This is a genomic window from Variovorax sp. IB41, from assembly GCF_016405905.1.
GTDB lineage: Bacteria > Pseudomonadota > Gammaproteobacteria > Burkholderiales > Burkholderiaceae_C > Variovorax.
Genome location: NZ_JAEFCB010000017.1, coordinates 19,694 through 45,936, shown reverse-complemented (window position 1 = coordinate 45,936; position 26,243 = coordinate 19,694). Strand labels below are relative to the sequence as shown.

The following is a 26,243-nucleotide window of genomic DNA, read 5'->3' as shown; positions in this document are numbered from 1 at the left end:
GCCAAGCACGAGGAACCGCCCATGACCCTGCTGTCCGTCCCCATCATCGATCTGGCGCCCTACTTCGCCGGCACGGCCGAAGGCAAGGCGCAGGTCGCCAGGCAAGTGGACGAGGCCTGCCGCAGCATCGGCTTCCTGGTCATCACCAACCACGGCATCGCGCCCGAGCTGGTGTCGCGCGTCTCCTCGCTCTCGCGCGAGTTCTTCAACATGCCGCTGGCGGAAAAGCGCAAGGTCGACCGGCCGCGCGAAGACGCGGTGCGCGGCTACAGCGCGGTCGGCGAGGAGGGCCTGTCGTACAGCCTGGAAGAAGCGGCGCCCGGCGACCTGAAGGAATCGTTCTCCATCGGCCCCTCGAACGTGCCCGACGACGACTACCACCACGGCCCCGCCGCGGGCCCGCACTTCGAGCCCAACAGCTGGCCGCCCATCGACGGATTCCGCGAGGCCTACGAAGGCTACTTCGAGGCGATGAGCGACCTCTCGCGCTCGCTGATGCGCATCTTCGCGCTCGGCCTGGAACTGCCCGAGACGTTCTTCGACGACAAGATCGACGCGCACATCAGCATGTTCCGCGTGCTCAGTTATCCGCCGCAGCGCGAGGCGCCGCTGCCGGGCCAGCTGCGAGCGGGCGCGCACAGCGACTACGGCAGCCTCACCATCGTGCTGCCCGACGACAAAGGCCTGCAGGTCTTCAACAAGGCGGGCCAGTGGGTCGACGTGCCGCAGGTCGAGGGCGGCATGGTCGTCAACATCGCCGACCTGATGATGCAGTGGACCAACGACCTCTGGGTGTCCACGCTGCACCGCGTGGTCAACCCGCCCTTCGAGGTGGCGGGCACCAACCGCCGCCAGTCGCTGGTGTTCTTTCACCAGCCGAACTACGACGCGATGGTCGAGTGCCTGCCCAGTTGCCTCGCGCCGGGCGAGACGCCCAAGTACGCGCCCATCTCCTCGGGCGATCACCTCACCTCCAAGTTCGTCAAGCAGACGACCTTCGGCGGGACCAAGGCGACGGCCTAGGCTGAAGACCCGGCATGGCCCACCTCTCCTACGTCAACGTCTTCGCAAAAGACGTGGTCGCGCTCAGCGGCTTCTACCAGCGCGTGTTCGGCTTTGCGGAAATCGAGGCGATCCGCTCGCCGATCTTTCGCGGCCTGGACACCGGCAAATCGAGCCTGGGCTTCAACGCGCTCGACGCCTACGAGCTGCTGCACCTGTCCGAGTTCTCCGACACGCGCGGCGTGAAGTTCCTGCTGAACATCGACGTCGACAGCCGAGCCGACGTCGACCGCATGGTGCCCGTCGCGCTCGAGGCCGGCGCCACGCTCATCAAGCCGCCCTACGTCACCTACTACAACTGGTACCAGAGCGTGCTGCTCGACCCCGAGGGCAATGTGTTTCGCATCAACTTCATGATGTGACGCGCGGCATCTCGCTTTCATTTTTTCTCTCGTCACTTCCCCTGCCTCCCACGAAAGGTCGCTCCATGCTGCGCACACCCACCCCCGGCCTCCTGGGCCTCGCATTGACGCTCGCAGCCGGCGGCGCGTTCTGCCTGCCGGCCGTGGCCGCCGATGGCTTCACGCTCAAGGACAAGCCGAAGATCGCGATGCTCTACTTCGGCCCGAAGAACGACGGCGGCTGGACGCAGGCCTTCGACGAAGCGCGCGTGAAGATCGAGAAGGAAATCGGCCAGAAGATCCAGTTCGTGGAGAACGTGCCCGAGGACGCCTCGGCCATCAAGCCCGCGGCCGAGAAGTTCATCCAGCGCGGCGCCAACATCGTGATCGGCACCGCCTTCGGCTACTCCGACAGCTTCAAGGACCTGGCCGCCAAGTACCCCGACGTGGCCTTCCTCAACGGCTCGGGCACCACCAACGCCAGCAACCTCGAGTCGTTCTACGGACGCACCTACGAGAGCCAGTACCTCTGCGGCATGGCCGCGGGCGCGGCGTCCAAGACCGGCAAGCTCGGCTTCGTCGCGGCCAACCCCTTCGGCGTGGTGAACTGGACCATCAACGCCTTCGCGCTCGGCGCGCAGAAGATGAACCCGAACGCCACGGTCAACGTGATCTACACCGGCGCGTGGAACGACCCCATCAAGGAGCGCGCCGCCGCCGCGGCACTCATCGACCAGGGCGCCGACGTGATCGGCCAGCACGTGGACAGCCCCACGCCGCAGATCGTCGCGCAGGAGCGCGGCGTGTACGGCACCGGCCACCACCGCGACCTGCGCCAGTTCGCGCCCAAGGCCACGCTGTGCTCGTCGGTGTGGGTGTGGGACCGCTTCCTCGTGCCGGAGCTCAAGAAGGTGATGGCCGGCGGCTGGAAGCCGGCGCCCTACGGCGCCTTCATCGAGATGAAGGACGGCGGCACCGACATCGCGGGCTTCGGCCCCGCCGTGCCCAAGGACAAGGCCGCGGCGATCACCGCCGAGCGTGAAGCGATCCTCAAGGGCAAGCAGATCTATGCGGGCCCGCTCGCCGACCGCGACGGCAAGGAGCGCGTGGCCAAGGGCGCGGTGCTGTCCGATGCAGACCTCTGGAAGATGGACTGGTTCGTCAAGGGCGTGGTGACGCAGAAGTAGGCCAGGCGAGCACAGAGACACAGGCATGCCCAACGCGCTGGAACTCATCGGCATCCGCAAGACCTTCGACGGGTTCGCGGCCCTCACCGACGCCCACTTCGCCGCGCGCTGGGGCGAGGTGCATGCGCTGCTCGGCGAGAACGGCGCGGGCAAGTCGTCGCTGATGAACATCGCGGCCGGGCTCTATGCGCCCGAGGCGGGGCAACTGCTGGTCGACGACAACGCGGTGCGCTTTGCCGGCCCGCGCGATGCGGCCAGGCACCGCATCGGCATGGTCCACCAGCATTTCAAGCTGGTGCGGCCGTTCACGGTGGCGCAGAACATCCTGCTCACCGCGCCGCCGCCTGACGGGTTTCAAAGCCATGGGGAGCGGCTGCGCGAGATCTCGCGCGACATCCGCAACAAGGCATCGGAACTGGGCTTCGACATCGATCCCGCGAGGCGCATCGATGCCCTCTCGATCGCCGAGCAGCAGCGCGTGGAGATTCTCAAGGTGCTGCTTGCGGGCGCGCGCATCCTCATCCTGGACGAGCCCACGGCCGTGCTCACCGACCAGGAGGCCGCGCGCCTCTTGCAGACCGTGCAGGGGCTCGCGCGCGGCGGCTGTGCCGTGGTGCTGGTCACGCACAAGATGGCCGACGTGAAGACCTACGCCGACCGCGTGACGGTGATGCGGGGCGGCCGCACGGTCGCGACGCTGGCGCCGGGCACGACGTCGGTGGCCGAGCTCGTGAAGCTCACGGTGGGCGAATCCATCGCAACGCAAGGCTTCCGGGCCGCGGCGTCGCCGCGTGGCGCGGTGCGGCTGTCGGTGCGAGGCCTGCGCTCGCCGGCCTCCCCGCAGGGCCGCCGCGTGCTCGACGGCGTCGACCTCCAATTGCATGCGGGCGAAATCTATGGCCTGGCCGGCGTCGGCGGCAACGGCCAGGGCGAACTGGCGGGCGCCATCATGGGCTTGCCCGATGCCGGCGGCAGCCTCGAGGGCGAAATCCATCTCGAGGGCCACGGCGACCTGAAGGCGATGAGCGCGCCCGCGCGCCGCAACGTCGGCATCGCGGCCATTCCCGCAGACCGCTACGGCCTCGCGCTTGCGGGCAGCCTGTCCGTCGCCGAGAACTACGCCATCGGCCGCGTGCACAGCGGGCGCTACGGTCCGGTCTGGCACCTGCGGCGCCAGCGCATCCAGAGCGACACGCAGGAGGCCGTGCGCGCCTTCGACGTGCAGGGCGTGCGCTCGGTGGCCCAGAAGGCCGCGCTGCTCTCCGGCGGCAATGCGCAGAAGCTGGTGCTGGCGCGCGAATTCGGCAAGTCGCCCACGCTGGTGCTCGCGCACAGCCCGAGCCGCGGACTGGACGTGCGCGCCAGCGCCGAGGTGCATGCGCGCCTGCGTGCCGCGCGCGACGGCGGTGCCGCGGTGCTGCTGATCAGCGAAGACCTGGACGAGGTGCTGCAGCTGGCCGACCGCGTGGGCGTGATGACGCGCGGCCGCATTGCCGGCGAGTTCGCCCAGCCGGCCGACCGGCAGGCGATCGGACAGGCGATGGTGGACCATGGCTGACGCATCGCTCGCTGTTGCCATGGCGCATCCGCCGAAGACCGACATGAAAACGAACGCGCCCCCGCGCCCCCACCAACCCCTTGCCAGCCGCCGCTACGCGCTGGAGATCCGCCAGCACATGGCCTGGCGCTGGCAGGCGCTCATCCTGGCGATCGCATTGCTCGTCGGCCTGGCGATTTCCGCCGCGATCCTCGTGGCCGCGGGCGTGCCGGCCGGCGAACTGGCCAACGAGTTCGTGGTGCAGACCTTCCTGGACGGGCAGAACTTTCGCGCCGTGCTGTTCCAGGCCGCCCCGATGATCCTCGTTGGCCTGGCGGGCTCGATGGCCTTTCGCGCGCGCTTCTGGAACCTCGGGCTCGAGGGCCAGATGATCTGGGGCGCCATCGGCGCCACCGCCGTCTCGATGTGGCAGATCGGCCCCGAGAACCTGCGCCTGCCGCTGATGTTCGTGGCCGCCGTCGGCTGCGGGCTGCTGTGGGTGCTGGGCCCCGCGTGGCTCAAGCTGAAGCTGGGCGTGAACGAGATCATCTCGACGCTGATGCTCAACTACATGGCCGCCAACTTCCTGCTGCACCTGGTGTACGGCAGCTGGAAGGACCCGAAGGACAATTTCCCCTACTCGCCGCAGTTCCGCGTCTTCGAGCGGCTGCCCGAGCTGGGCGCGGGCGTGGGCAGCGCGATCCTGCTCGCGGGCATCGTCGCGCTCGCCGCATGGTGGCTGGTGGGCGTGAGCCGCGCGGGTCTCTACCTGCGCTTCGTCGATGCGAGCCCGCGCGTGGCGCATGCGGCCGGCGTGCCGGTGCGCCGCACCATCTACGGTGCCGTGCTGCTCTCGGGCGCGATGGCCGGGCTCGCGGGTTTCGCGGTGGCCTCGGGGCAGGAAGGGCGACTCACGCAGGCCTTCTACCAGGGGTATGGCTTCTCGGGCATCCTGATCGCCTTCCTTGCGCGCAACAACCCGCTGGCCGCCACGGTGGTGGCGCTGCTGGTGGCGGCGCTGTTCGTCACCGGCCGCAGCCTGCAGGTGTTCTACCAGGTGCCGTTCTCGATGGTGCAGCTGATCCAGGCGGCGATCGTGGTGTGCGTGGCATCGAGCGACTTCTTCATTCGCCACCGGCTTCGCCGCATCGGCGCCGACGGTGCGAAGGCTGCGGCATGAGCGGCGGCATCGTCCTGAACTGGCTCGCGAGCACACCGGACTTCGCGGTGCCCTACGCGCTGGCCGCGCTCGGCCTCATCATCAGCGAGCGCGCCGGCGTGCTCTCGCTGGGCGCCGAGGGGTTGATGCTGGTCGGTGCGCTGGCCGGCATCGGCGCGCAACTGACCCTGGGCCAGCCGGCCGTGTCGCTGGTGCTCGCGATGCTCGCCGCCAGCCTGGTCTCGGTGCTGTTCGCGGTGATGGTGATCTGGCTGCGCGTGAACCAGGTCATCGCCGGCCTCGCGCTGGTGTTCTTCTGTCAGGGCCTCACGGCGCTGGTCGGCTCGCTGGCCGAATGGACCAACCATGCGACCGAGGGCATCGGCGCGATGGCGCTCTGGCCGCTGTCGCTGCTGCCTGGGGTCGGGCGGCTGTTCGAGCAGAACGCGATGGTGTGGCTCACGCTGCCGATCTTCGGCGCGGTGGCCTGGTTCTTCGCGCGCACCTCCACGGGCCTGCGCCTGCGCGCGGTGGGCGAGAACCCGCAGGCGGCCGACGCCGCCGGCATCCGCGTGGCCGCATGGCGCTTCGCCGCGGTGCTCGCAGGCTCGGCCCTGGTGGGGCTGGCGGGTGCGTACATCTCGGTGGTGAGCACCAAGCTGTGGATCGCGGGCATGACCGGCGGGCGCGGCTGGATCGCGGTGGGCCTGGTGATCTTCGCGCGCTGGTCGCCGTGGAAGGCGCTCATCGGCGCGCTGCTGTTCGGCTGCATCGAGGCGCTGATCCCGCAGCTGGCGGCGGCCGGCGTGCAGCTGCCGCAGTACTTCGTGATGATGACGCCGTATGCCGTCACGCTGGGCGTGATGATCTGGGTCGCGCTCGGAAAGCGCAGCGGCGACGACGAGCCCGGTGCGCTGGGCCAACCCTACGTGAGGGAAGAACGCCGATGAAGGCCTGGGTCTACAACGAAGAGCGCGAACTCGACGCGGCGCGGTTCGCCGACTACCTCGATCCCGCGACCACAGCGGTCGTCTCCATCGACATGCACCGCGGCCACCTGGACGACAGCCCCGACTGCCCCTGCCCCGCGCCGCGTGCGCGCGACGTGGTGGCGCCCATCGACAGCTTTCACGACGACGTGCGCGCGCTGGGCGTGCGCATCGTGCACATCAAGTCGGTGCTGCGGCCGGGCGGCGAAGACGACATCCACGGCATTCCGGCCGCATGGCGGCGCACGTTTCCGCTGCATGTGGGCGACATTCCGAATGCCGATGCCCACGCCATCGAGGGCTCGCGCTGGACCGAATGGGTCACGCGCGTGGAGCCCGGCGACATGCGCGTGGACACCAAGCGGCGGCTCTCGGCCTTCTATCCGACCGACCTGGACTTCCTGCTGCGCAACCAGCGCATCGAGACGGTGGTGCTCAACGGCGGCTTCACCGATTGCTGCGTGCTGAACACCGCCTTCGATGCCAACAACCACAACTACCGCGTGATCGTGTTGCGCGACCTGGTGCGCGGGACCGATCCGCACCTGGAGAGCGCGGCGCTTGCGATGGTGTCGCTGCACCTGGGCCTGGTGGTCGATTCTTCCGAGCTGCTGCGCCAGTGGCGCGGATGAAGGGCGGCTAGCCCAGCCAGCGCTCGGCCACGGCCTGCATCTGCTGGCCCTGCGAGGCCTCCCACACCATCTCCGGCGCGGCCACGTGCACGCCGGGCGGCGCGATGCGCAGCGCCACATCGACCAGCTCGGCCACCTTCGAAGCGCGCACCGGCTGCTCGCTGCTGGGCACCATGAAGCGCACGATCGACAGCATCCACGCCGCGAGCCGCTCGGCAGGGTTGGCGAACTTCGCGTTCAGGGGCTTGCGCGCCGAGCGCACGAGGATCACGCGGTCGAAGCCGTTGGCGACCACTGCCTGCTCGTTGAGGCTCGCCAGGCCCCGCTTGAGCGCCTCGGGCAGCTTGCCCTGGTCGTGCGGCTGCACGATGGCCAGGGTCCGCACGCCGCAGGTGCGCAGCCAGCGCGAGAGCGCGGGCAGGTCTTCGGGCTGCGGCACCCAGAGCGCGCGTTCGCGGTCGTGGTACAGGCGCGGCGGGTCGAAGGCGATGACCGCGGTGTCGGCCGAAGTCAGTGGCCATTGCGCGATCGGCAGTGCCGGACTCAGGTAGGTTTCGACGCCTCGCAATCCGTCGCGGATCGGTTCGCGCGCGAGAACGCGGGCATGCGCATAGCGATGGCTGCCCGCCAGCCGCCGCAGCAGTTCCTGCCCCAGCGCGCCCGTTGCGCCCGCAATCAGCAGCGTGCCGGTGCTCGACGCCGACGCGGGCACCACCGCACGGTTCGCGCCCTGCAGCGCCTGGAGAGGGTCTATGGAATCGCGGGGCATGGAGGCACCTATGCTAACTTCCGCTTCTTCTCGCGGAGGTAATGCAAATGATGATGAAGCGCTGGTTCCTGATTCTCGCGGCGGTCCTGTCCCTGAGCGGATGCGGCTACAACCAGTTCCAGTCCCTCGACGAGGCCAGCAAATCGGCCTGGAGCGAGGTGCTCAACCAGTACCAGCGGCGCGCCGACCTCGTGCCCAACATCGTGGCCACCGTCAAGGGCGAGGCCAGCTTCGAGCAGGACACGCTCACCAAGGTGATCGAGGCGCGCGCCAAGGCCACCTCGATCCAGGTGACGCCCGAGACGCTGAACAACCCCGAGGCCTTCAACAAGTTCCAGCAGGCGCAGGGCGAGCTCTCCTCGGCGCTGTCGCGGCTGATGGTGGTGTCCGAGCGCTACCCCGAGCTCAAGGCCAACCAGGCCTTTCGCGACCTGCGCGTGACGCTGGAAGGCACCGAGAACCGCATCACCGTGGCGCGCAACCGCTACATCGAGAGCGTGCAGGAGTACAACGTGCTCGCGCGCAGCTTCCCCACCAACATCACGGCCAAGATCTTCAGCTACGCGCCCAAGCCCAACTTCTCGGTGCAGAACGAAGCGCAGATCTCCACGCCGCCGACGGTCGATTTCAGCGCACCGAAGAAATAGCACTCCCCCAGTCTTCGTGCACTTCGTGTCACTTCGACTCCCCCCTCGCCGGGGGCAACACCTGCGGCCGGGCAAAGCCCGTTCCGCGGTGTTCCTGGAATGGGTCACGCTCCTGGCGAGGCCGCTGTGGGTCGCCGTCATGCTGATGGCCCTGGGCATATCCGGCGCCTTCGCGCAGGGCCTGCTGCCCGTGCCCACGCTCACCGCGCGCGTCATCGACCAGACCGGCACGCTCGACGCCGCGCAGCGCTCGGGCCTGGAGACCAAGCTCGCGGCCTTCGAGCAGCGCAAGGGCTCGCAGATCGTGGTGCTGATGGTGCCGACCACCCAGCCCGAGGACATCGCCAGCTACGCGCAGCGCGTGGGCGACGCCTGGAAGATCGGCCGCAAGGACGTGGGCGACGGCCTCCTGGTGATCGTCGCCAAGGACGATCGCAAGATGCGCATCGCCACGGCCAAGGCGCTCGAAGGCGCGGTGCCCGACCTCGCGGCGGTGCGCATCATCGACGAGGAGATGAAGCCGCGCTTTCGCAACAACGACTTCGCGGGCGGGCTGAACGCGGCGGTGGACCGGCTCATCGGCCTGGTCGATGGCGAGCCGCTGCCGGAGCCCTCGCGCAACAGCGGCGGAAGCAATTCGAGCGGCGACTTCGACTGGGAGAACCTCGCGATCTTCCTGTTCGTGGGCGTCTTCGTCGGCGCGCCGATCGTGCGCGCCATCCTGGGCAAGACGCTGGGCTCGGTCGTCATGGGCGGGGGCATCGGCGCGGTCGCGTTCTTTCTCACGACGAGCACGGTCATCGCGGTGATCGCCGGGCTGATCGCGCTCATGGTCTCGCTGTTCTCGGGCCTTGCCGGCTTCGGCGGGGGTCGCGGAGGCGGCGGCGGCGGTGGCTGGACCAGCGGCGGCGGTGGCGGATGGAGCGGCGGCGGCGGAGGTGGCGGCGGCGGCTTCAGTTCCGGCGGCGGTGGCAATTTCGGCGGCGGCGGCGCTTCGGGAGACTGGTGAACATGGCAACGGCAACTGCAGAACCAACGCTCCTCTCGAAGCTGGGCCGCATCTGGCGCCACCGGTGGGCCGACGAAGCCGCGGTGCGCCGCGTGCTGCCGGCCGACGCGATGCAGCGCCTGGCCGCCCGCGTGGCCGCGAGCGAACGGCGCCACAGCGGAGAGATCCGCATCTGCGTCGAGGCGGGTCTGCCGATGTCGTACCTGTGGCGTCATGCGCCGGCCAGGGAACGCGCCGTCACGCTGTTCGGCAAGCTGCGCGTGTGGGACACCGAGCACAACAACGGCGTGCTCATCTACCTGCTGCTGGCCGAGCACGCGATCGAGATCGTGGCCGACCGCGGCATCGATTCGCGCGTGGACGATGCCGAGTGGGCCGCGATGGCGCAACGCATGGGCGCGGCGTTCCGCGAAGGCCGCTTCGAGGATGGGCTCACGCAGGCGCTCGAAGAAATGTCGGCGCTGCTGGTCGCGCACTTTCCGTTGGCCGAGGACGAGGCCGATACGAACGAGCTACCGGACGAGCCTGTGGTGCTCTGACTTTCTCCCTCCCCCGCCGGGGGAGGGCCGGGGTGGGGGCAAGCGGCGTCTCCATCGGGCGCTCTGCCTGGCCCCCATCCCAACCTTCCCCAGAGGAGGAAGGAGCAAAACCATCAATCCGATGGCGGCAGCGCCCACACGGTCTCGCCGCCGACCGCATAGAAGCGCCGCTGCGGCGCCGTCTCCATCAACCACCCGCCCGTGAACTCGCCGAAGGCCGGCAGCACGGCCTGCCGCGCATCGCTCACGAAACAGGGCAGCCGCACGCTGTCGCGCCCCGGTCCGTAGAGCCTGCACGCGGGATGCAGATGCCCTGCGAGCACGAAGTGCGTGGCGTGCGATTGCGGATGGTGGCAGCAGGCGAACGGGCCGAGCAGGAAAGGCTCGTCGACCACCTCGATGCCCATCGCCGCCGGCGGATCGCCCGCGCGGCTGTCGTGGTTGCCTCGCACCAGCGTCATGGCGACGGCCGCGTGCGTCGCGCGCCAGGCCTCGAGCGCGGCCAGCACCTGCGGCGTGCGGGCCTGCGCCGCATGCAGGAAGTCGCCGAGAAAGACGATGTGCCGCGGCGCGTGCGCGGCGATCAGCGCATCGAGCCGCGCGAGGTTCTCCTGCGTGGTGCCGCCCGGCACCGGCTGGCCCAGCGCGCGGTAGGTCGCGGCCTTGCCGATGTGCAGGTCGGCGATGAACAGCACGCGCTCGCCGGGCCACCAGAGCGCGCGCTCGGGGAGCAGGTGCAGCGGCTCGCCGGCCCATTGGACAGCGAGCGCGGACGCGGTAAGGTGCGGGGAAGTCACGGCCAACGAGTGTCGCAAAAGACGCGCGGCCCGGCGGCCACCTTGCAATTCAACCGCGCGAGCCCCAGTTCTTCCGTATGACCGAATCGCCCCCGAAGCTCATCGTCTGCCCGCACTGCCACACGACCAACCGCGTGCGCGCGGAGCAGTTGGGCAGCGCGCCCGATTGCGGCAGTTGCCACAAGGCGCTGTTCGCCGGCCATTCGACCGCGCTGCCTGACGAGAAAACCTTCGACCGCCACATCGCGCGCAATGAGATCCCGGTGCTGGTCGACTTCTGGGCCCCGTGGTGCGGCCCCTGTCGCCAGATGGCGCCCGGCTACGAGCAGGCCGCCGCGCAGCTCGAACCCCACGTGCGCCTGGCCAAGGTCGACACAGAAGCCGTGCCCGCGCTCGGGGCGCGCTTCAACATCCGCAGCATCCCGACGCTCGCCCTTTTTCGCGGCGGCCGCGAGGTGGCACGGCAGGCCGGCGCGATGGGCGCGGCGGACATCGTGCGGTGGGTGAAGGCGCACGGCGGCTGAGCCCTTTGGGACCGCTACAACGGCGGCAGCGGTCTTGACGGCCGCCGCTCGCGCCGCGGCTTGGGCGCCTTGCCCGGCCCCTCCTGCCCGAACGCCAGCGTGTTCTTCACACGCTCCACGCCGCCGGCCGTGACCACGCCGCCCGCGGCCTTCTCCAGCTGCTCGACCATGCGCGCGATGCGGTCGGCCACGTTCTCGTTCGAGAGCTTCTCTCGGAACAGTTCCACCATCAGCGGAAACGAAAACGGCGTCGGCCGCTCAAGCGGCTTGAGCACGAGTTGCTGCGTGGCCATGCGTTCGAGGCTCGCGCGCAGGCGCCCGATCTCCAGCTCCTGCGAGAGCAGTTCCTTCTCGGCCTGCAGCAGCAGCTTGTTGGCCGGGTCGTACTTGCGGAACACCTCCCAGAACAGCGACGACGACGCCTGCAGCTGCCGGCTGCTGCGCTTCTCGCCCGGATAGCCCTGGAAGATCAGCCCGGACACGCGCGCGATCTCGCGAAAGCGCCGCTGCGCCAGTTCGCCCGCGTTCAGCGAGGCGAGCACCTCGTGCAGCAGCGCGGTGTGCGCATCACCTTCACCCTCGCCCTTGCCTTCCGGCAGGCGCAGCACCTGCGGCAGCAGCGTGGGCCAGTCGACCTCGGTCGCGCTCAGCAACTCGAAGCCGTAGTCGTTGACCGCGATGGAGAAGGTCCGCGCCTCGTGCTGCGCCACGCGCCAGGCCAACAGGCTCGCAAGGCCCAGGTGCACATGCCGGCCGGCGAACGGATAGAGGAAGAGGTGCGAGCCCTCGCGCGTCTTCAGCGTCTCGGCGAGCAGCGTCTGCGGCGTCGGCAGCGCGGACCACTGCTGCTGGATTTCGAGCAGCGGCCGCACGCACTGAAGCTCGGGCGAGTCGTAGTGCGCCTCGCCCGCCAGCGCGAGCTGCTGCACCACCGCATCGGCCAGCGTGTTCGACAGCGGCATGCGCCCGCCGTTCCAGCGCGGCACCGCGGCGCGCTTGCCGCTCGCGCGCCGCACCCAGGCCGTCATGTCGTGGATGCGCACGAGTTCGAGCAGCCGGCCGCCGAACAGGAAGCAATCGCCCGGCTTCATGCGCGCGACGAAACCCTCTTCGACGCTGCCGATCTTCGCGCCGCCCAGGTACTGCACCGCCATGCTCGCGTCGCTCACGATGGTGCCGATGTTCATGCGGTGGCGCCGCGCGAGCCGCGCATCGGGCACGCGCCATACACCCTCTGCGTCGGGCACGGCGCGCTTGTAATCCGGGTACGCGGCGAGCGACGACCCGCCCTGCGAGACGAAGTCCAGGCACCACTGCCAGCTCTCGCGCGAGAGCGTTTCGTAGGCGGCCGTGCCGCGCACTTCCTCATAGAGATCGTCGGGCACGAAGCCGCCGCCGAGCGCCACCGTCACCAGGTGCTGCACCAACACGTCCAGCGGCTGGTCGGGCGAATGGCGCGCCTCGATGTGCCCCTCTGCGATCGCCGTGCGCGCCGCGGCGCCCTCCACCATCTCGATGCTGTGCGTGGGCACGAGCGTGATGCGCGACGGCCGCCCCGGCGCGTGGCCCGAGCGCCCCGCGCGCTGCAAGAGCCGCGCGACGCCCTTGGGCGAACCGATCTGCAGCACGCGCTCCACCGGCAGGAAGTCCACGCCCAGGTCCAGGCTCGAGGTGCACACCACCGCCTTGAGCTCGCCGCTTTTGAGGCCCAGCTCGACCCATTCGCGCACCGCGCGGTCGAGCGAGCCGTGGTGCAGCGCGATGGTGCCGGCCCACTCGGGCTTGGCCTCGAGCATCGCCTGGTACCAGATCTCCGCCTGCGAACGCGTGTTGGTGAACACCAGCGTGGTGCTGCTCGCGGCGATCTCCTCGATCACCTGCGGCAGCATCGTGAGGCCCAGGTGCCCACCCCACGGAAAGCGCTCGGCGCGGCCGGGCAGCAGCGAATCGATGACGAGTTTCTTCGGCACCTGGCCCTGCACGAGCACGCCGTCTTCATGGCCGAGCAGCGAATGCATCGCCTCCTGCAGATTGCCGAGCGTGGCCGACATGCCCCAGACCGCGAGGCCCGCGTTCCATCGCTTGAGCCGCGCGAGCGCGAGCTGCACCTGCACGCCGCGCTTGTTGCCCAGGAGCTCATGCCACTCGTCGACCACCACCATCTTCACGCGGCCCAGCACCTGGCTCGCATCGGCGCGCGCGAGCAACAGCGAGAGGCTCTCGGGCGTGGTGACGAGCACCGTCGGCAGCCGCTCGTTCTGCGCGCTGCGCTCGGCCGACGAGGTGTCGCCGCTGCGCGCGCCTGCGCTCCACGGATGCACCTCGGCGCCGAGCGCTTCGAGCGGTTGCTTGAGCGCGCGCAACGTGTCGGCCGCGAGTGCGCGCATCGGCGTGAGCCAGAGCACGGTGAGCGGCGGGGCCGAAGGGCGCGCGGTTTCCTTGCGCGCCTGCGAGAACACCTGCAGCGCGCCGAGCCACACCGCGTAGGTCTTGCCCGCGCCGGTGGTCGCGTGCAGCATGCCGGACTTGCCTTCGGCAACCGCTTTCCACACCTCGCGTTGAAACTTGAAGGGCTTCCACCCGCGCGCGGCGAACCACGCATCGAGCGCGGCCTTGACGGACTTGTTCATGACGGCAGCAACGCGGCCAGCGTCTGCAGCGTGTCGGCCTCCGCCACCGGCTTGTCCTCGCGCCAGCGCAGCATGCGCGGAAAGCGCACCGCGATGCCGCTCTTGTGCCGCGTGCTGCGCGCGATACCCTCGAAGCCCAGCTCGAACACCAGCGTCGGCTTGACGCTCTTGACCGGGCCGAAGCTCTCGACCGTGGTCTTTCGGATGATCGCGTCCACGCGCGCCATCTCCGCATCGGTGAGCCCCGAGTAGGCCTTGGCGAACGGCACGAGCTTGCGGTCCTCTTGTTCAGGCGGACCGTCCCACACCGCGAAGGTGTAGTCGCTAAAGAGGCTCGCGCGGCGCCCGTGCCCGCGCTGCGCGTAGATGAGCACGGCGTCGATGCTGAGCGGATCGATCTTCCACTTCCACCACACGCCCACATCCTTCGTGCGGCCCACGCCGTACTGCGCATCGCGGCGCTTGAGCATCATTCCTTCGACGCCCATGGTGCGCGCGGCTTCGCGCTGGCGGGCGAGGTCGCTCCAGTCGAGGCCGGTGAGCATCGGGCTGGGCAGCAGCGAGGGATGCTGCATGCGCGTGACGAGTTCGTCGAGCAGCACGCGGCGTGCCGACTGCGGCTCCGCGCGCAGGTCGCGCCCTTCCCATTCGAGCAGGTCGTAGGCCAGCAGCACCACGGGAATGTCGCGCAGCAGCTTCGCGCCGAGTGTCTTGCGGCCGATGCGCTTCTGCAGCTCGGCGAAGGGCTGCACCCTGTCTTCACGCCACACGGCGATTTCGCCATCGAGCACCGTGCCGTCGGGCAGCGCCTCGCCGAGCACCGCGAGTTCGGGGAAGCGATCGGTCACCAGTTCTTCGCCGCGCGACCACAGCCACACCACGCCCGCGCGCTTGACGAGCTGCGCGCGAATGCCGTCCCACTTCCATTCGACGATCCAGTCGGCCGGCGGGCCCAGCACCGCGTCGAACTGCGCGAGCGGAATGTTGAACGGGTGCGCGAGGAAGAACGGATACGGCTGCCCGCTGGTCTTCTGCACCTGCTCCGAATCGGACTCCGGCGCGATCAGCGTGGCGTAGTCGCCCGCCCGCGGCCGTGCGCCGATGTGCGTGTAGCCCATGAGCCGCTGCGCGACGCGCTTGGCATCGATGCCGCCCACGGCAGCGAGCGCCTGCGTGACCTGCAGCTTCGACACACCGACGCGGAACGCGCCGGTGATGAGCTTGAAGTACACGAGCCGCTCCTCCGCCGCGAGCTGCCGCCACTGGGCGCGCAGGCGGTCGGCCAGTTCTTCCGGCGCGGTCTTGGCGGCTTCGCGCAGCGGCAGCAGATGGTCTTCGACCCAGGCCGCGAGCCCGAGGTCGTGCGCCTCGCTTGGCGGCGGCAGCAGGAGCGCGATGGTCTCGGCGAGATCGCCGACGGCGTCGTAGCTCTCGTCGAACAGCCACTCGGGCAAGCCCGCGGCTTCCTGCGCGAGCAGGCGCAGCAGCTTGGTGGGGACGAGCTGGCGCGGCTTGCCGCCGGCCAAAAAGTAGACGGCCCATGCCGCATCGGCTGCGTCGGCCTCGCGCAGATAGCGCTGCAGCGCGGCCTGCTTCACGAGGTTCGACGTGCTGGCGTCGAGTTCGCGGTAGAGCGCGGCGAAGTCCTTCATGTATCGGCTCCTTCCCCCTCTGGGGGAAGGTCGGGATGGGGGCCGGCAGCGTCCCCATCGAGCGCCGCCGGCCCCCTCCCCTGCCCTTCCCCGGCGGGGGAGGGAGTCTCTTGATCGTCTTCGTCGCCGTACTCGGTCTTGAAGCCCTGCGCATCGAGCCCGTTCTCGGTGAGCCAGCGCACCATCACCTGCACGCTGCCGTGCGTGACGAACACGCGCTCGGCACCGGTGCCCGCGATGGCCTGCTGCAGGCCGGGCCAGTCGGCGTGGTCGGACATGACAAAGCCGCGGTCCACGCCGCGCCGGCGGCGCGTGCCGCGCAGCTGCATCCAGCCGCTTGCGAAGGCGTCGGCATAGTTGCCGAAACGCTTCATCCACGGCGTGCCCTGCGCCGAGGGCGGCGCCAGCACGAGCGAGCGCTTCAGCAGCGCCGCATCGACACCCGGATCAGAAACGCGCAGCGTCTGCGGCAACGCCACGCCGGCCGCGCGGTACACCGCGTTGAGCGGCTCGACCGCGCCGTGCACGACGATGGGCCCGATCGACGCATCCACGCCATGCAGGATGCGCTGCGCCTTGCCGAAGGCATAGCAGAACAGCACCGACGCGCGGCCGGCTTCGGCATTGGCGCGCCACCACGCATCGATCTCCGCGAACAGCACGGCCTGCGTCGGCCAGCGGTAGATCGGCAGGCCGAAGGTCGACTCGGTGATGAAGGTGTCGCAGGGCACGGGCTCGAACGGCGTGCAGGTGCCGTCGGGCTCGGTCTTGTAGTCGCCCGAGGCGACCCATACGCGCCCGCTGTGTTCGAGCCGCACCTGCGCCGAGCCCAGCACATGGCCGGCCGGATGCAGCGAGAGGCGCACGCCGTGGTGCGCGATGGCCTCGCCGTAGGGCAGCGTCTGCAAGTTGATATCGGCGCCGAGCCGCGTGCGCAGCGTGCCGGCGCTGTCGGTGTGCGCGAGGTAATGGGCGTGCCCGATGCGGGCATGGTCCGAATGCGCGTGCGTGATGACCGCGCGCGCCACCGGCCGCCACGGGTCGATGTAGAAATCGCCGGGCGGGCAATACAGGCCCTCGGGCCGGGCGACGACGAGATCCACCTTGTAGGGCATGGCCGCCATCGTAGGCCCGGCCGGCCGCCGGCGCCGCCGAACGGGCGCCCCGAAGCGGTGTGGGCCGGCGCCTACTTGCGCTACTTCTTGCCGCGCCCGCCGATCATGTCGTGCACGTTCATCTTCATGCCGTTCATCACCATGTCGCCGGGCTTCTGGTCGGGCTTGCAGGGGCCGACCCATCGGGCCTCCACGACGGTGGTGGCACTGGCGCGGCCCATGAGCGGCGGGCTGTAGGTCGACTTGCTCTCCAGGCGATAGCCGGTGCTGAAGTCGCCGGTCATCACGGCCTGCGAGGTGGCCGTGGTCTGGCCGATCTTGCAGACCGAATCGATCACCATCTTGCCGCCTTCCATGCGCATGTCCTGCTTGGCGCACATGTCCTTGCCCATGCCCTGGCCCATCTCGCGCAGCATCTTGTCGGTGGCGGCGTCGATGCATTGCTGGATGACTTGAGGGCTGGCCTTGCTGTCCGGGCCGTCGCCGGTCTGCATTTCCCAGAGGCCCGGCTTGCGCGCGGGGTAATCGATGGCGAAGGCGGGGCCGGCGCACAGGCCAGCGTACAAGCCGGCGGCGGCCATGCAGGCGGCGGCAACGGACGAACGGATCTTCATGAGGGCTCCTGCATCGGATGAAAGACGATGCCAGTTTGTACCGCAGGCGCCGCGCCCGACAAATACAACGACCGGCCTACACCGCGCGTGCGCCCACGGGCGGCGCAGCCGCGCTGCGCTCGCGCGATGCGAAGCCGAGCGCCAGACCCAGCGCCAGTCCGCCGAGCACGTCGATCAGCACATGCTGGCGCACCGCCATCGTCGAATACACGATGGCCACGGCCCATGCCACGTTGAAGAGGCGCAGCCATGCGGGCGCACCGGCGTCGCGCAGCTGGCGCGCGAGCACGATGCAGGCGAACACGGAGAACGACACGTGCAACGACGGGAAGGCATTGCCGGCCGAATCCACCGTCTTCAGGAAATGCAGCGACGTGCCCGGCGTGGCGTCGATGGTGAAATTCGGTATCGCCGTGGGCATGAACCAGAAGACGACCAGCGCGAGCGCCGTCATCGCCGCGCAGCCGATGGAGAAGCTCCAGAGCTCGCGCTTGTCCTTGGCCAGCAGCACCGGCAGCGCGATGTAGCCCCAGAGCGAAAGATAGATGGGAAGCACGGCCGGCCAGAACGCGATCAGCCGGTCGAACGCGGTGAGCGGCAGCACCCACGCCTGGCCCGCGTTCTTCATGATCCAGAAGTACAGCGGGAAGAAGCCGATGGTGGCGACGGTGTTGCCCACGAGCTTGAGCGGCCACAGCGTCTTGCAGCGCAGCCACAGGGCGCGCAGCCATCGCGTCGAGGAAGAGGAATCGTCGAAAGAGGAATGCGTCATGGAGGCCGATGGCAACGCGGCATGGCCTCGCGGGTGCGAGGCCGGCGCATCACCAGGGCGTCCACTTTAATTGGCTTTGGGCCGAAGCCACCGTGCGCTCGATGAACCGCACGCCGCGCGCGCCGTCTTCCACGCGCGGATAGTCGGCCGCCAGCGGATCGGCCGGTTGCCCCGCGAGGCGCGCGCGAATGTCCGCCGCCACGCCCGCGTAGATGTTGGCGAAGGCCTCGATGAAACCTTCGGGGTGCCCCGTGGGCAACCGGCTCGCGCGCCGCGCCGCTTCGCACAGCCATGGCCCGCCGCGCGTGAAGATGCGCTTGGGCCTGTCGTGCGGCAGGTGCACCAGCTGGCTCGGCTGCTCCTGGTGCCATTCGAGCGTGCCGAGCGCGCCCGAGATGCGCAGGCGCAGGTCGTTCTCCAAACCCGTGCTGATCTGCGAGGCGATCAGGACGCCGCGCGCGCCGCCCTTGAAGCGCAGCAAGAGGCTGCCGTCGTCGTCGAGCATGCGGCCCGGCACATGCGCGGTGAGGTCGGCGCAGAGGCTTTCGATCTCGAGGCCCGTGATGCTTGCGACGAGGTTCTCGGCGTGTGAGCCGATGTCGCCGATGGCGCCGGCCGCGCCGCTGCGCGCGGGGTCGGTGCGCCAGTCGGCCTGCTTGTTGTTGCCGCTGCCTTCGACATGGCTCGCGAGCCAGCCCTGGTTGTATTCGACGACGATCTTGCGGATGTCGCCCAACTGGCCCGAGCGCACCATCTCGCGCGCCTGCCGCACCATCGGGTAGCCGGTGTAGTTGTAGGTGACGCCGAACACCGTGCCCTGTTTCGCGACGGTGGCGACCAGTGCATCGGCCTGGTCGCGCGTGTGCACGAGCGGCTTGTCGCACACGACGTGGAAGCCCGCGTCGGCGAAGGCCTGTGCCACGGGAAAGTGCACGTGGTTGGGCGTGACGATCGAGACGAAGTCGATGCGCTGGTCCGCGGGGCGTTTCAATTCGTCGGCGAGCAGCGTCTGCCAGTCGCCGTGGTTGCGGTCATCGGCCAGGCCCAGGTCGCGGCCCGAGGCGCGTGCCTTGTCGGGGCTGGACGAGAGCGCGCCCGCGACGAGTTCGATCTGGCCGTCCAGCGCCATGGCCTTGCGGTGCACGGCGCCGATGAAGGCGTCGCGGCCGCCGCCGACCATGGCGTAGCGGAGCTTGCGAAGAGGTGTGTCGGTCATATCGTGCTTTTCGAGGGACACCGCGGAACCGGCTTCGCCGGGCCGCAGGTGTTGCCCCCGGTAGGGGGTTGGCGAAGCGACACGAAGTGCGCGAAGCCTGGGGGCGAGCTCAGAACGGCGAGTTCGGGTGGTAGAAATCTTTTGCGTTTTCCTTGGTGATCAGCACCGAAGGAATAATCGTCGTCGCCGGCAGCTTCTCGCCCTTCAGGCGCGCTTCGGCCGTGAGCTTGATCGCGTCGTAGATGAACTTGGGCGAGTAGCTCACGTCGGCGCCGATGCGCTTGTCCTTGCCGTCCATGATGGTCTTGACCATGTCCTTGGCGCCCGCGCCGCCGAACACGATCTTGATGTCGTCGCGCTTGGCCTGCGAGATGGCCTTGAGCACGCCCACGGCCATGTCGTCGTCGGCCGCCCAGATGGCGTCGATCTGCTTGAAGCGCGTGAGGTAATCCTGCGTGACCTTGAAGGCGTCGTCGCGGTTCCAGTTGGCGTACTTGGCATCCAGCAGCTTGATGTCGGGGCTGCCCTTGAGCACCGCGTTGAAGGCGTCCATGCGCTCGTTGTCCAGCGTGGTGGCGATGCCGCGCAGCGCAACCACGTTGCCCTTGCCGCCCAGCGTCTTCACGATGTATTCGGCGGGGATCTTGCCGAAGGCGGTGTTGTCGCCGGCGACATACGCGTCCTGCGCGCTGGTGTCGGTCAGGCCTCGGTCGACCACGGTGACGTAGGCGCCCTTGGCCTTGACCTGCGCGACCGGCTTGGTGAGCGCGGCCGATTCGAACGGGAACACGACCAGCGCGTTGATCTTGGTGACCGTCGACAAGTCCTGCAGCTGGTTGGCCTGCTCGGGCGCGTTGGCGGCGGTCTTGATCGTGATCTTCAGGTCCTTGTGTTCCTTCTCCAGGTCCTTCTTCGCCTGGTTGGCCCAGTAGTTGATGCCGCCCATGAAGCTGTGCGTGGCCGCGGGAATCGAAACGCCGAGGTTGACCTTTTCGGCGGCGAGCGCGGGCAGGCTCGCGAGCGCTGCAGCGGCGACGGCCGTGAGTGCGATGCGACGGGTGAAAGTTGTCATGCTGGATGTCTCCTCTTGGTGGGTGGAATGAAACGGGAAAAACATTTGCGGCCGAGCGCCGGGCCGCCCCAAGCCGGCCGCGCCTCGCCCTCGGGGGGTGGAGTTACACGAGCGCAGCGAGTGAAAAGCCGGGGGGCCATCATCTGCGTCCGCGTTGAAGGAACGCGACGATGATGATCACGAAGCCTTGGACGGCCGCGTTCAGGTACACGCTGATGATGCTGGTGAGGTTCAGGATGTTGCTGATGACCGAGAGCAGGATCGCGCCCACCACGGTGCCGGTGATGCTGCCCGCGCCGCCCTTGAGCGCCGTGCCGCCGACGATCACCGCGGCGATCGCCTCGAGCTCCCACAGGAGGCCCGTGGTCGGCGATGCGGAGCCCAGGCGCGGCACGTACAAAAGGGTCGCGATGCCCACGCACACGCCCAGCAGCACGTAGGTCATGATCTTCACGCGGTCCACATCGACCGCCGCGTAGCGCGCCACCTGCTCGTTCGAGCCGATGGCCTGCACATAGCGCCCGTAGGCCGTGCGGTTCAGGATGACGCCGCCGATGATCGCGACGATCACGAACACCCACACCGGCACCGGGATGCCCGCAAGGCTCGCGTAGTACACGGGCGCATAGAGGTCCGACAGGTCGTTGTCCAGCGTGAGCGCACCGCCGTCGGCAAAGTACGTGAGGTACGCGCGAAAGATGCCCAGCGTGCCCAGCGTCACGATGAAGGGCTCGATGCGGCCCTTGGTGATGAGGAGGCCGTGCGCGAGGCCGAACACCGCGCCCAGCACGATGGCCAGCACCGCGCCCATCACCACCGCCAGCATCGGCGAGCCCGAAGCCGGGCCGGCCCAGTTGATGAACATGATCACGCTGCCCGCAATCAGCGCAGCCATCGAGCCCACCGACAGGTCGATGCCGCCCGAGATGATCACGAAGCACATGCCCACCGCGATGATGCCGATGAAGGCCGTGCGCGTGAGCACGTTCATCGCGTTGTCGACGGTGGCGAAGTCGCTGTTGAGCAGCGTGCCCGCGATGCACAGCAGCACGAGGCCGATGACCGGGCCGAGGCCGTGCAGGCGCGCGATCCAGCCTGGCTTGGCTTCGCTGCGGTGCGCCGCAGTTGCGGCGTCTTCAGGCTGCGACGGGGGTGTTTGCAGTTCCGGTGGCATGAGCGATCAGCTCCTCTTCGGTCAGGTGGTTCGCGTCGAGCGTGGCAACGAGTTTTCCTGCGCGCATCACCGCGACGCGGTGGCACAGGCCGATCAGTTCCATCAGCTCCGACGAGACGACGATCACCGCGAGCCCTTCGCGGGCGAGTCGCTGGATCAGGAAATAGATGTCGCGCTTGGCGCCCACGTCCACGCCGCGCGTGGGCTCGTCCAGCACCACCACCTTGGGCTGCGGCTGCAGCACCTTGGCGAGCGCGAGCTTCTGCTGGTTGCCGCCCGAGAGCGACGAGGCCTTGACGTCGAGCGAGCCGGTGCGGATGCCGTAGTCCTTCACCGCCTCGGCCAGCGCGCCGCGCTCGCCTTCGGGCTGCAGCCACGGCTTGGCGTAGCGCTCGAGCGCCATCAGCGTCAGGTTCTGGCGCAGGCCAAAGTTGACGTGCAGGCCCTTGCCCTTGCGGTCTTCGCTCAGGTACGTGAGGCCGTTCTTGGCGGCATCGCGCGGATTGCGCCAGCCCTTGTTGTGCGGCACGGGCTTGCCGAGCATCTCGACGCTGCCGCTCGCGGGGCGCAGGCCCAGGAGCCCTTCGAAAAGTTCGGTGCGGCCCGCGCCGACGAGACCCGCGAAGCCGAGGATCTCGCCGGGGCGCACCTCGAAGCTCGCGTCCTGCGCCCAGCCGGGCACGGTGAAGTTGCGCACGCGCATGGCGGGCGCGTCGGCCGCGACGACGAGGTCGCGCGGCGGATAGAGGTCGGCCAGTTCGCGGCCCACCATCAGGTTGGCCATCTGGTGGCGCGTGACATCGGGCGTGAGCGCGCGGGCGACGAAGCGGCCGTCGCGCATGACGATCACCTCGTCGGTCACCTGCTCCACTTCATCGAGCTTGTGCGAGATATAGACGATGGTCACGCCATCGGCGCGCAGCTGCGCGATGAGCTTGAACAGGCGCTCGGTCTCGCCGGGCGTGAGCGTGGCAGTGGGCTCGTCCATGATGAGCAGGCGCGCGCGGCGGGCGATGGCCTTGGCGATCTCCACGAGCTGCTTCTCCGCGACGATGAGCTTGCGCACCTTGGTGCGCGGATCGACCTGCAGGCCGACGGCGGCGAGGGCTGCGGCGGCGTCGCGCTCCATCGAGGCGTCGTCGAGCAGCCAGCCTTTCTTTTTCTCATGGCCGAGGAAGATGTTCTGCGCGACGCTGAGATCTTCGGCGAGATTGAACTCCTGGTGGATCAGCACGACGCCCAGCGCCTCGGCATCGCGCGAGCTCGCGAACTGCTGCGGCAGGCCGTTGATGCGCAGCGTGCCGCCGCTGAGCTGTTCGTAGCCCGCGAGGATCTTCATCAGCGTGGACTTGCCCGCGCCGTTCTCGCCGAGGAGGCCGTACACGTGGCCGGGCGCGAGCGAGAAGCTCACGCCGTGCAGCACCTGCACCGGGCCGAAGGCCTTCACCACGCCGTCGAACTCGACGGCGACGCTGCCCTTGATGTTCTCTGCTGCACTCATGGCGCCACTCCGCGAACTTTGAGGGTCTCGTGCATCGCGAGCACGCCAGCGCCCACGAGGCCGCCCTGCGTGCCGAGCGGCGTGTACTGGATCTCCAGGTGCCGCGTGGAGAGCGCCAGCGAGCGCTGGTACACGCTCTGGCGCACCGCCGCGAGAAAGAGCGGCCCGATGCGCGTGATGCCGCCGCCGATGAACACGTGCGACGGATTGAAGAAATTGACGACCGACGCGAGCATCTGCCCGATCAGGCTGCCCGCGCGCTGGATGATGCCGTTGGCCGCGGTGTCGCCGCCGCGGCTGGCCTGGCCCACGTCGATCGCATCGATGCGGCCATGCAGGCGCAGGCACTCGGCCAGCGCTTCGCTCTCGCCCGCTTCGGCCGCCTGCATCGCCATGCGCGTGATCGCCGGGCCGGCCGCCATGGCCTCGACGCAACCGAGGTTGCCGCAGTGGCAGCGCGGGCCTTCCTGGTCCACGCAGATGTGGCCCACGTCCCCGGCCGAGCCGGCCGCGCCGCGGTACACCTCGCCGTGGCAGACGATGCCGCAGCCGATGCCGGTGCCGATCTTGATGACGAGGAAATTGGTGAGCGAACGCTTGAGGCGCCACAACTCGCCCAGCGCCATGAGGTTCACGTCGTTGTCGACGAAGACGGGCGCCGCGTAGTCCTCGCGCAGGTAGTCGCGGATCGAGAAGCTGTCCCATGCCGGCATGAGCGGCGGGTTCACGAGCTGGCCGATCTCGAAGTTGACGGGGCCGGGCACGCCGATGCCGATGCCCAGCACGCTCCTGGCGCTGTGGCCGCAGCGCGCGAGCAGTTCGCGCATCAGCGTGCGGACGCGGGCAAGCACGACCGCGGGGCCGTCGCGCACGTCGGCCGGTTCGTCATGCTGGGCGAGCACGGTGAGGTCGGGGCGCAGCACCGCCACGTCCAGGCTGGTGGCGCCGATGTCGATGCCGACGAGCACGCCGAGGCCGGCATGCAGTTGGAGGTTTTCGGCGCGGCGTCCGCCCGAAGAGCGCTGCAGGCCCGCTTCGGCCAGGAGCCCCTGGTCGACGAGGCCGGCGATCAACGCGTTGGCCTTGCTCTTGGAGAAGCCGAGTTGTTCGGCCATGGCATGGCGCGAGCCGCCGGCCGACCAGAAGGTCGTTTCCAGCAACTGCATCTCATGAGCAGTGATGCCACTCCAGGGTGCCACGCGCTTGTCTCCGTGTTCTTTTTGCCTGCTCCGCAGCCTGGGGCTGTCGGGCGAACGCGAATACTAGGGGCAGGGCTTCAGCCGGACAAGGCCGAACTTCGACCAAGTTCAGATCGAAGCTGGTTGAAAGCGAAAGTCAGAACGCAAAAAAGCCGCCCGAAGGCGGCTTTTCCTGGGAAGAAGCGCTCGCGCGCTTACTTCTTCTGGCGGTACTTGCGCAGCGCAGCGATCTGCGCGGCCATCACGGCCAGTTCGGACTGCGCCATCGCGATGTCGATGTCGCTCTTCGCGTTCTTCAGCGCTTCCTCGGCGGCGGCCTTGGCCACGTTGGCCTTTTCGTCATCGAGGTCCTTGCCGCGGATCGCGGTGTCGGACAGCACGGTGACGGCGTTGGGCTGCACTTCGAGAATGCCGCCGGCCACGAAGACGAATTCTTCGCCGCCGTCGGCCGTTTCGATGCGCACGGCGCCGGGGCGGATGCGCGTGATCAGCGGGGTGTGGCGCGGATAGATGCCGAGCTCACCGGCTTCACCGGGCAGCGCGACGAACTTGGCTTCGCCCGAGAAGATCGACTCTTCCGCGCTGACCACGTCGACGTGAATGGTGTTTGCCATCTGAGTTCCTATCTATGCCGCCTCAAGCGACCTTCTTGGCTTTTTCGAACGCTTCGTCGATCGTGCCCACCATGTAGAACGCTTGTTCCGGCAGGTGGTCGGCTTCGCCGTTCACGATCATTTTGAAACCACGGATGGTTTCGGACAGCGGCACGTACTTGCCGGGCGAGCCGGTGAACACTTCGGCCACGTGGAACGGCTGCGACAGGAAACGCTGGATCTTGCGGGCGCGGGCCACGGCGAGCTTGTCGTCGGGAGCCAGTTCGTCCATGCCCAGAATCGCGATGATGTCGCGCAGTTCCTTGTAGCGCTGCAGCGTGCCTTGCACGGCGCGGGCCACGTTGTAGTGCTCTTCGCCGACCACGTTCGGGTCGAGCTGGCGTGAGGTCGAGTCCAGCGGGTCCACGGCGGGGTAGATACCGAGCGAGGCGATGTCGCGCGACAGCACCACGGTCGAGTCCAAGTGGGCGAAGGTGGTGGCGGGCGACGGGTCGGTCAAGTCATCCGCTGGCACGTACACGGCCTGGATGGAAGTGATCGAGCCGACCTTGGTCGAGGTGATCCGCTCTTGCAGGCGGCCCATTTCCTCGGCCAGCGTGGGCTGGTAGCCCACGGCGGAAGGCATGCGGCCCAGCAGCGCCGACACTTCGGTACCGGCCAGCGTGTAGCGGTAGATGTTGTCCACGAAGAACAGCACGTCGCGGCCTTCATCGCGGAACGACTCAGCGATGGTCAGGCCGGTCAGCGCCACGCGCAGACGGTTGCCCGGGGGTTCGTTCATCTGGCCGTAGACCATGGCCACCTTCGACTCGGGCAGGTTGTCCAGGTTCACCACGCCGGAGTCGGCCATCTCGTGATAGAAGTCGTTGCCTTCGCGGGTACGTTCACCCACACCGGCGAACACCGACAGACCCGAGTGAGCCTTGGCGATGTTGTTGATCAGTTCCATCATGTTCACGGTCTTGCCCACGCCGGCGCCGCCGAACAGGCCCACCTTGCCGCCCTTGGCGAACGGGCACACCAGGTCGATCACCTTGATGCCGGTTTCCAGCAGGTCTTGCGAAGGCGACAGCTCGTCGTACGCGGGGGCCTTGCGGTGGATGGAGGCGGTGAGCTCCTGGCTCACTTCGCCGCGCTCGTCGATCGGACGGCCGAGCACGTCCATGATGCGGCCGAGCGTGGCCTTGCCGACGGGCACCGTGATGGCGGCACCGGTGTTGGTCACGATCAGGCCGCGACGCAGGCCGTCGGACGAGCCCAGCGCGATGGTACGCACCACGCCGTCGCCCAGCAGCTGCTGAACTTCGAGGGTCAGTCCGCCGCCTTCGAATTTCAAGGCGTCATACACCTTGGGCATCTGGTCACGCGGGAACTCCACGTCGACCACGGCGCCGATACATTGGACAATTTTTCCTTCAGCCATGGCGTTTCCTTCTGGATGGATCTCAATAAATTTGCGACAGGTTCTTGCAGAAGCGTCCTGGTGCCAAAA

At 68.6% G+C, this 26,243-nt stretch carries 25 protein-coding genes; 11 read left to right on the top strand and 14 right to left on the bottom strand.

Annotation, left to right across the window (positions count from 1 at the left end):
- The first annotated feature begins 21 nt into the window (after positions 1-21).
- From JC881_RS24765 to JC881_RS24735, 7 genes are all read left to right on the top strand, one after another.
- Entirely contained in the window at positions 22-1,023 is a 1,002-nt protein-coding gene (locus tag JC881_RS24765; RefSeq protein WP_198788369.1) for an isopenicillin N synthase family dioxygenase, read from the top strand.
- A gap of 14 nt (positions 1,024-1,037) precedes the next feature.
- On the top strand, positions 1,038-1,424 hold the full coding sequence (locus tag JC881_RS24760; protein WP_198788368.1) for a VOC family protein: 387 nt from the start codon (positions 1,038-1,040) through the stop codon (positions 1,422-1,424).
- Between the two features lie 65 nt (positions 1,425-1,489).
- On the top strand, positions 1,490-2,590 hold the full coding sequence (locus JC881_RS24755) for a BMP family ABC transporter substrate-binding protein (protein WP_198788367.1): 1,101 nt from the start codon (positions 1,490-1,492) through the stop codon (positions 2,588-2,590).
- A 25-nt stretch (positions 2,591-2,615) separates the two neighbouring features.
- Positions 2,616-4,148 carry an ABC transporter ATP-binding protein gene (locus tag JC881_RS24750; protein WP_198788366.1) on the top strand — a complete coding sequence of 511 codons (1,533 nt, stop codon included), beginning with the start codon at positions 2,616-2,618 and terminating at the stop codon, positions 4,146-4,148.
- A complete protein-coding gene (locus JC881_RS24745) occupies positions 4,141-5,307 on the top strand; it encodes an ABC transporter permease (RefSeq protein ID WP_198788365.1) in 1,167 nt (388 codons plus the stop codon). Before JC881_RS24750 ends, JC881_RS24745 begins: the two co-directional genes overlap by 8 nt.
- A complete protein-coding gene (locus JC881_RS24740) occupies positions 5,304-6,236 on the top strand; it encodes an ABC transporter permease (protein ID WP_198788364.1) in 933 nt (310 codons plus the stop codon). The genes JC881_RS24745 and JC881_RS24740 overlap by 4 nt, the downstream gene beginning before the upstream one ends.
- Positions 6,233-6,907: a cysteine hydrolase family protein gene (locus JC881_RS24735; protein ID WP_198788363.1), complete on the top strand. Its 675-nt coding sequence runs from the start codon at positions 6,233-6,235 to the stop codon at positions 6,905-6,907. The genes JC881_RS24740 and JC881_RS24735 overlap by 4 nt, the downstream gene beginning before the upstream one ends.
- A gap of 7 nt (positions 6,908-6,914) precedes the next feature.
- Here the strand turns inward: JC881_RS24735 and JC881_RS24730 are convergent, their stop codons facing one another.
- A complete protein-coding gene (locus tag JC881_RS24730; protein WP_198788362.1) occupies positions 6,915-7,676 on the bottom strand; it encodes a hypothetical protein in 762 nt (253 codons plus the stop codon).
- A 47-nt stretch (positions 7,677-7,723) separates the two neighbouring features.
- Here JC881_RS24730 and JC881_RS24725 point away from each other — a divergent pair, with 47 nt between their 5' ends.
- The 3 genes from JC881_RS24725 to JC881_RS24715 all read left to right on the top strand — a co-directional run bounded on the left by JC881_RS24725 (position 7,724) and on the right by JC881_RS24715 (position 9,871).
- Complete coding sequence (locus JC881_RS24725; RefSeq protein WP_198788361.1) at positions 7,724-8,323, top strand: LemA family protein; 600 nt, start codon at positions 7,724-7,726, stop codon at positions 8,321-8,323.
- A 139-nt stretch (positions 8,324-8,462) separates the two neighbouring features.
- The gene (locus tag JC881_RS24720; RefSeq protein ID WP_198788438.1) at positions 8,463-9,332 is read left to right on the top strand and encodes a TPM domain-containing protein; all 870 of its coding nucleotides are present in this window, start codon (positions 8,463-8,465) and stop codon (positions 9,330-9,332) included.
- A gap of 2 nt (positions 9,333-9,334) precedes the next feature.
- Positions 9,335-9,871, top strand: a complete 537-nt coding sequence (locus tag JC881_RS24715; protein WP_198788360.1) for a TPM domain-containing protein — start codon at positions 9,335-9,337, stop codon at positions 9,869-9,871.
- 113 nt (positions 9,872-9,984) lie between these two features.
- On the opposite strand, the gene pdeM is transcribed toward JC881_RS24715, so the two are convergent.
- Positions 9,985-10,668, bottom strand: coding sequence for a ligase-associated DNA damage response endonuclease PdeM (gene pdeM, locus JC881_RS24710; protein WP_198788359.1), 684 nt, complete (start codon positions 10,666-10,668; stop codon positions 9,985-9,987).
- 77 nt (positions 10,669-10,745) lie between these two features.
- On the opposite strand from pdeM, the gene trxC reads away from it, so the two are divergent.
- On the top strand, positions 10,746-11,192 hold the full coding sequence (trxC, locus tag JC881_RS24705; RefSeq protein ID WP_198788358.1) for a thioredoxin TrxC: 447 nt from the start codon (positions 10,746-10,748) through the stop codon (positions 11,190-11,192).
- Between the two features lie 14 nt (positions 11,193-11,206).
- Here the strand turns inward: trxC and JC881_RS24700 are convergent, their stop codons facing one another.
- From JC881_RS24700 to atpD, 12 genes are all read right to left on the bottom strand, one after another.
- The gene (locus JC881_RS24700; protein ID WP_198788357.1) at positions 11,207-13,822 is read right to left on the bottom strand and encodes a ligase-associated DNA damage response DEXH box helicase; all 2,616 of its coding nucleotides are present in this window, start codon (positions 13,820-13,822) and stop codon (positions 11,207-11,209) included.
- Positions 13,819-15,474 (bottom strand): ATP-dependent DNA ligase, encoded by a 1,656-nt coding sequence (locus JC881_RS24695; protein WP_198788356.1) that lies wholly within the window; start codon positions 15,472-15,474, stop codon positions 13,819-13,821. Before JC881_RS24695 ends, JC881_RS24700 begins: the two co-directional genes overlap by 4 nt.
- On the bottom strand, positions 15,471-16,589 hold the full coding sequence (locus JC881_RS24690) for a ligase-associated DNA damage response exonuclease (RefSeq protein WP_198788355.1): 1,119 nt from the start codon (positions 16,587-16,589) through the stop codon (positions 15,471-15,473). The genes JC881_RS24695 and JC881_RS24690 overlap by 4 nt, the downstream gene beginning before the upstream one ends.
- 80 nt (positions 16,590-16,669) lie before the next feature.
- On the bottom strand, positions 16,670-17,203 hold the full coding sequence (locus JC881_RS24685) for a DUF3617 domain-containing protein (RefSeq protein ID WP_198788354.1): 534 nt from the start codon (positions 17,201-17,203) through the stop codon (positions 16,670-16,672).
- Between the two features lie 76 nt (positions 17,204-17,279).
- Positions 17,280-17,975, bottom strand: coding sequence for a phosphatase PAP2 family protein (locus JC881_RS24680; protein WP_198788353.1), 696 nt, complete (start codon positions 17,973-17,975; stop codon positions 17,280-17,282).
- A 49-nt stretch (positions 17,976-18,024) separates the two neighbouring features.
- On the bottom strand, positions 18,025-19,191 hold the full coding sequence (locus tag JC881_RS24675) for a Gfo/Idh/MocA family protein (RefSeq protein ID WP_198788352.1): 1,167 nt from the start codon (positions 19,189-19,191) through the stop codon (positions 18,025-18,027).
- 109 nt (positions 19,192-19,300) lie between these two features.
- Positions 19,301-20,263, bottom strand: a complete 963-nt coding sequence (locus JC881_RS24670; protein WP_198788351.1) for a substrate-binding domain-containing protein — start codon at positions 20,261-20,263, stop codon at positions 19,301-19,303.
- A gap of 139 nt (positions 20,264-20,402) precedes the next feature.
- Entirely contained in the window at positions 20,403-21,437 is a 1,035-nt protein-coding gene (locus JC881_RS24665; protein WP_198788350.1) for an ABC transporter permease, read from the bottom strand.
- Positions 21,400-22,938 (bottom strand): sugar ABC transporter ATP-binding protein, encoded by a 1,539-nt coding sequence (locus tag JC881_RS24660; protein ID WP_198788349.1) that lies wholly within the window; start codon positions 22,936-22,938, stop codon positions 21,400-21,402. The genes JC881_RS24665 and JC881_RS24660 overlap by 38 nt, the downstream gene beginning before the upstream one ends.
- Positions 22,935-24,104, bottom strand: a complete 1,170-nt coding sequence (locus JC881_RS24655; protein WP_198788437.1) for an ROK family protein — start codon at positions 24,102-24,104, stop codon at positions 22,935-22,937. The genes JC881_RS24660 and JC881_RS24655 overlap by 4 nt, the downstream gene beginning before the upstream one ends.
- 227 nt (positions 24,105-24,331) lie before the next feature.
- A complete protein-coding gene (locus tag JC881_RS24650) occupies positions 24,332-24,751 on the bottom strand; it encodes a F0F1 ATP synthase subunit epsilon (protein ID WP_013543863.1) in 420 nt (139 codons plus the stop codon).
- 22 nt (positions 24,752-24,773) lie between these two features.
- Positions 24,774-26,174, bottom strand: a complete 1,401-nt coding sequence (gene atpD, locus JC881_RS24645) for a F0F1 ATP synthase subunit beta (protein WP_198788348.1) — start codon at positions 26,172-26,174, stop codon at positions 24,774-24,776.
- Positions 26,175-26,243 lie beyond the last annotated feature (69 nt).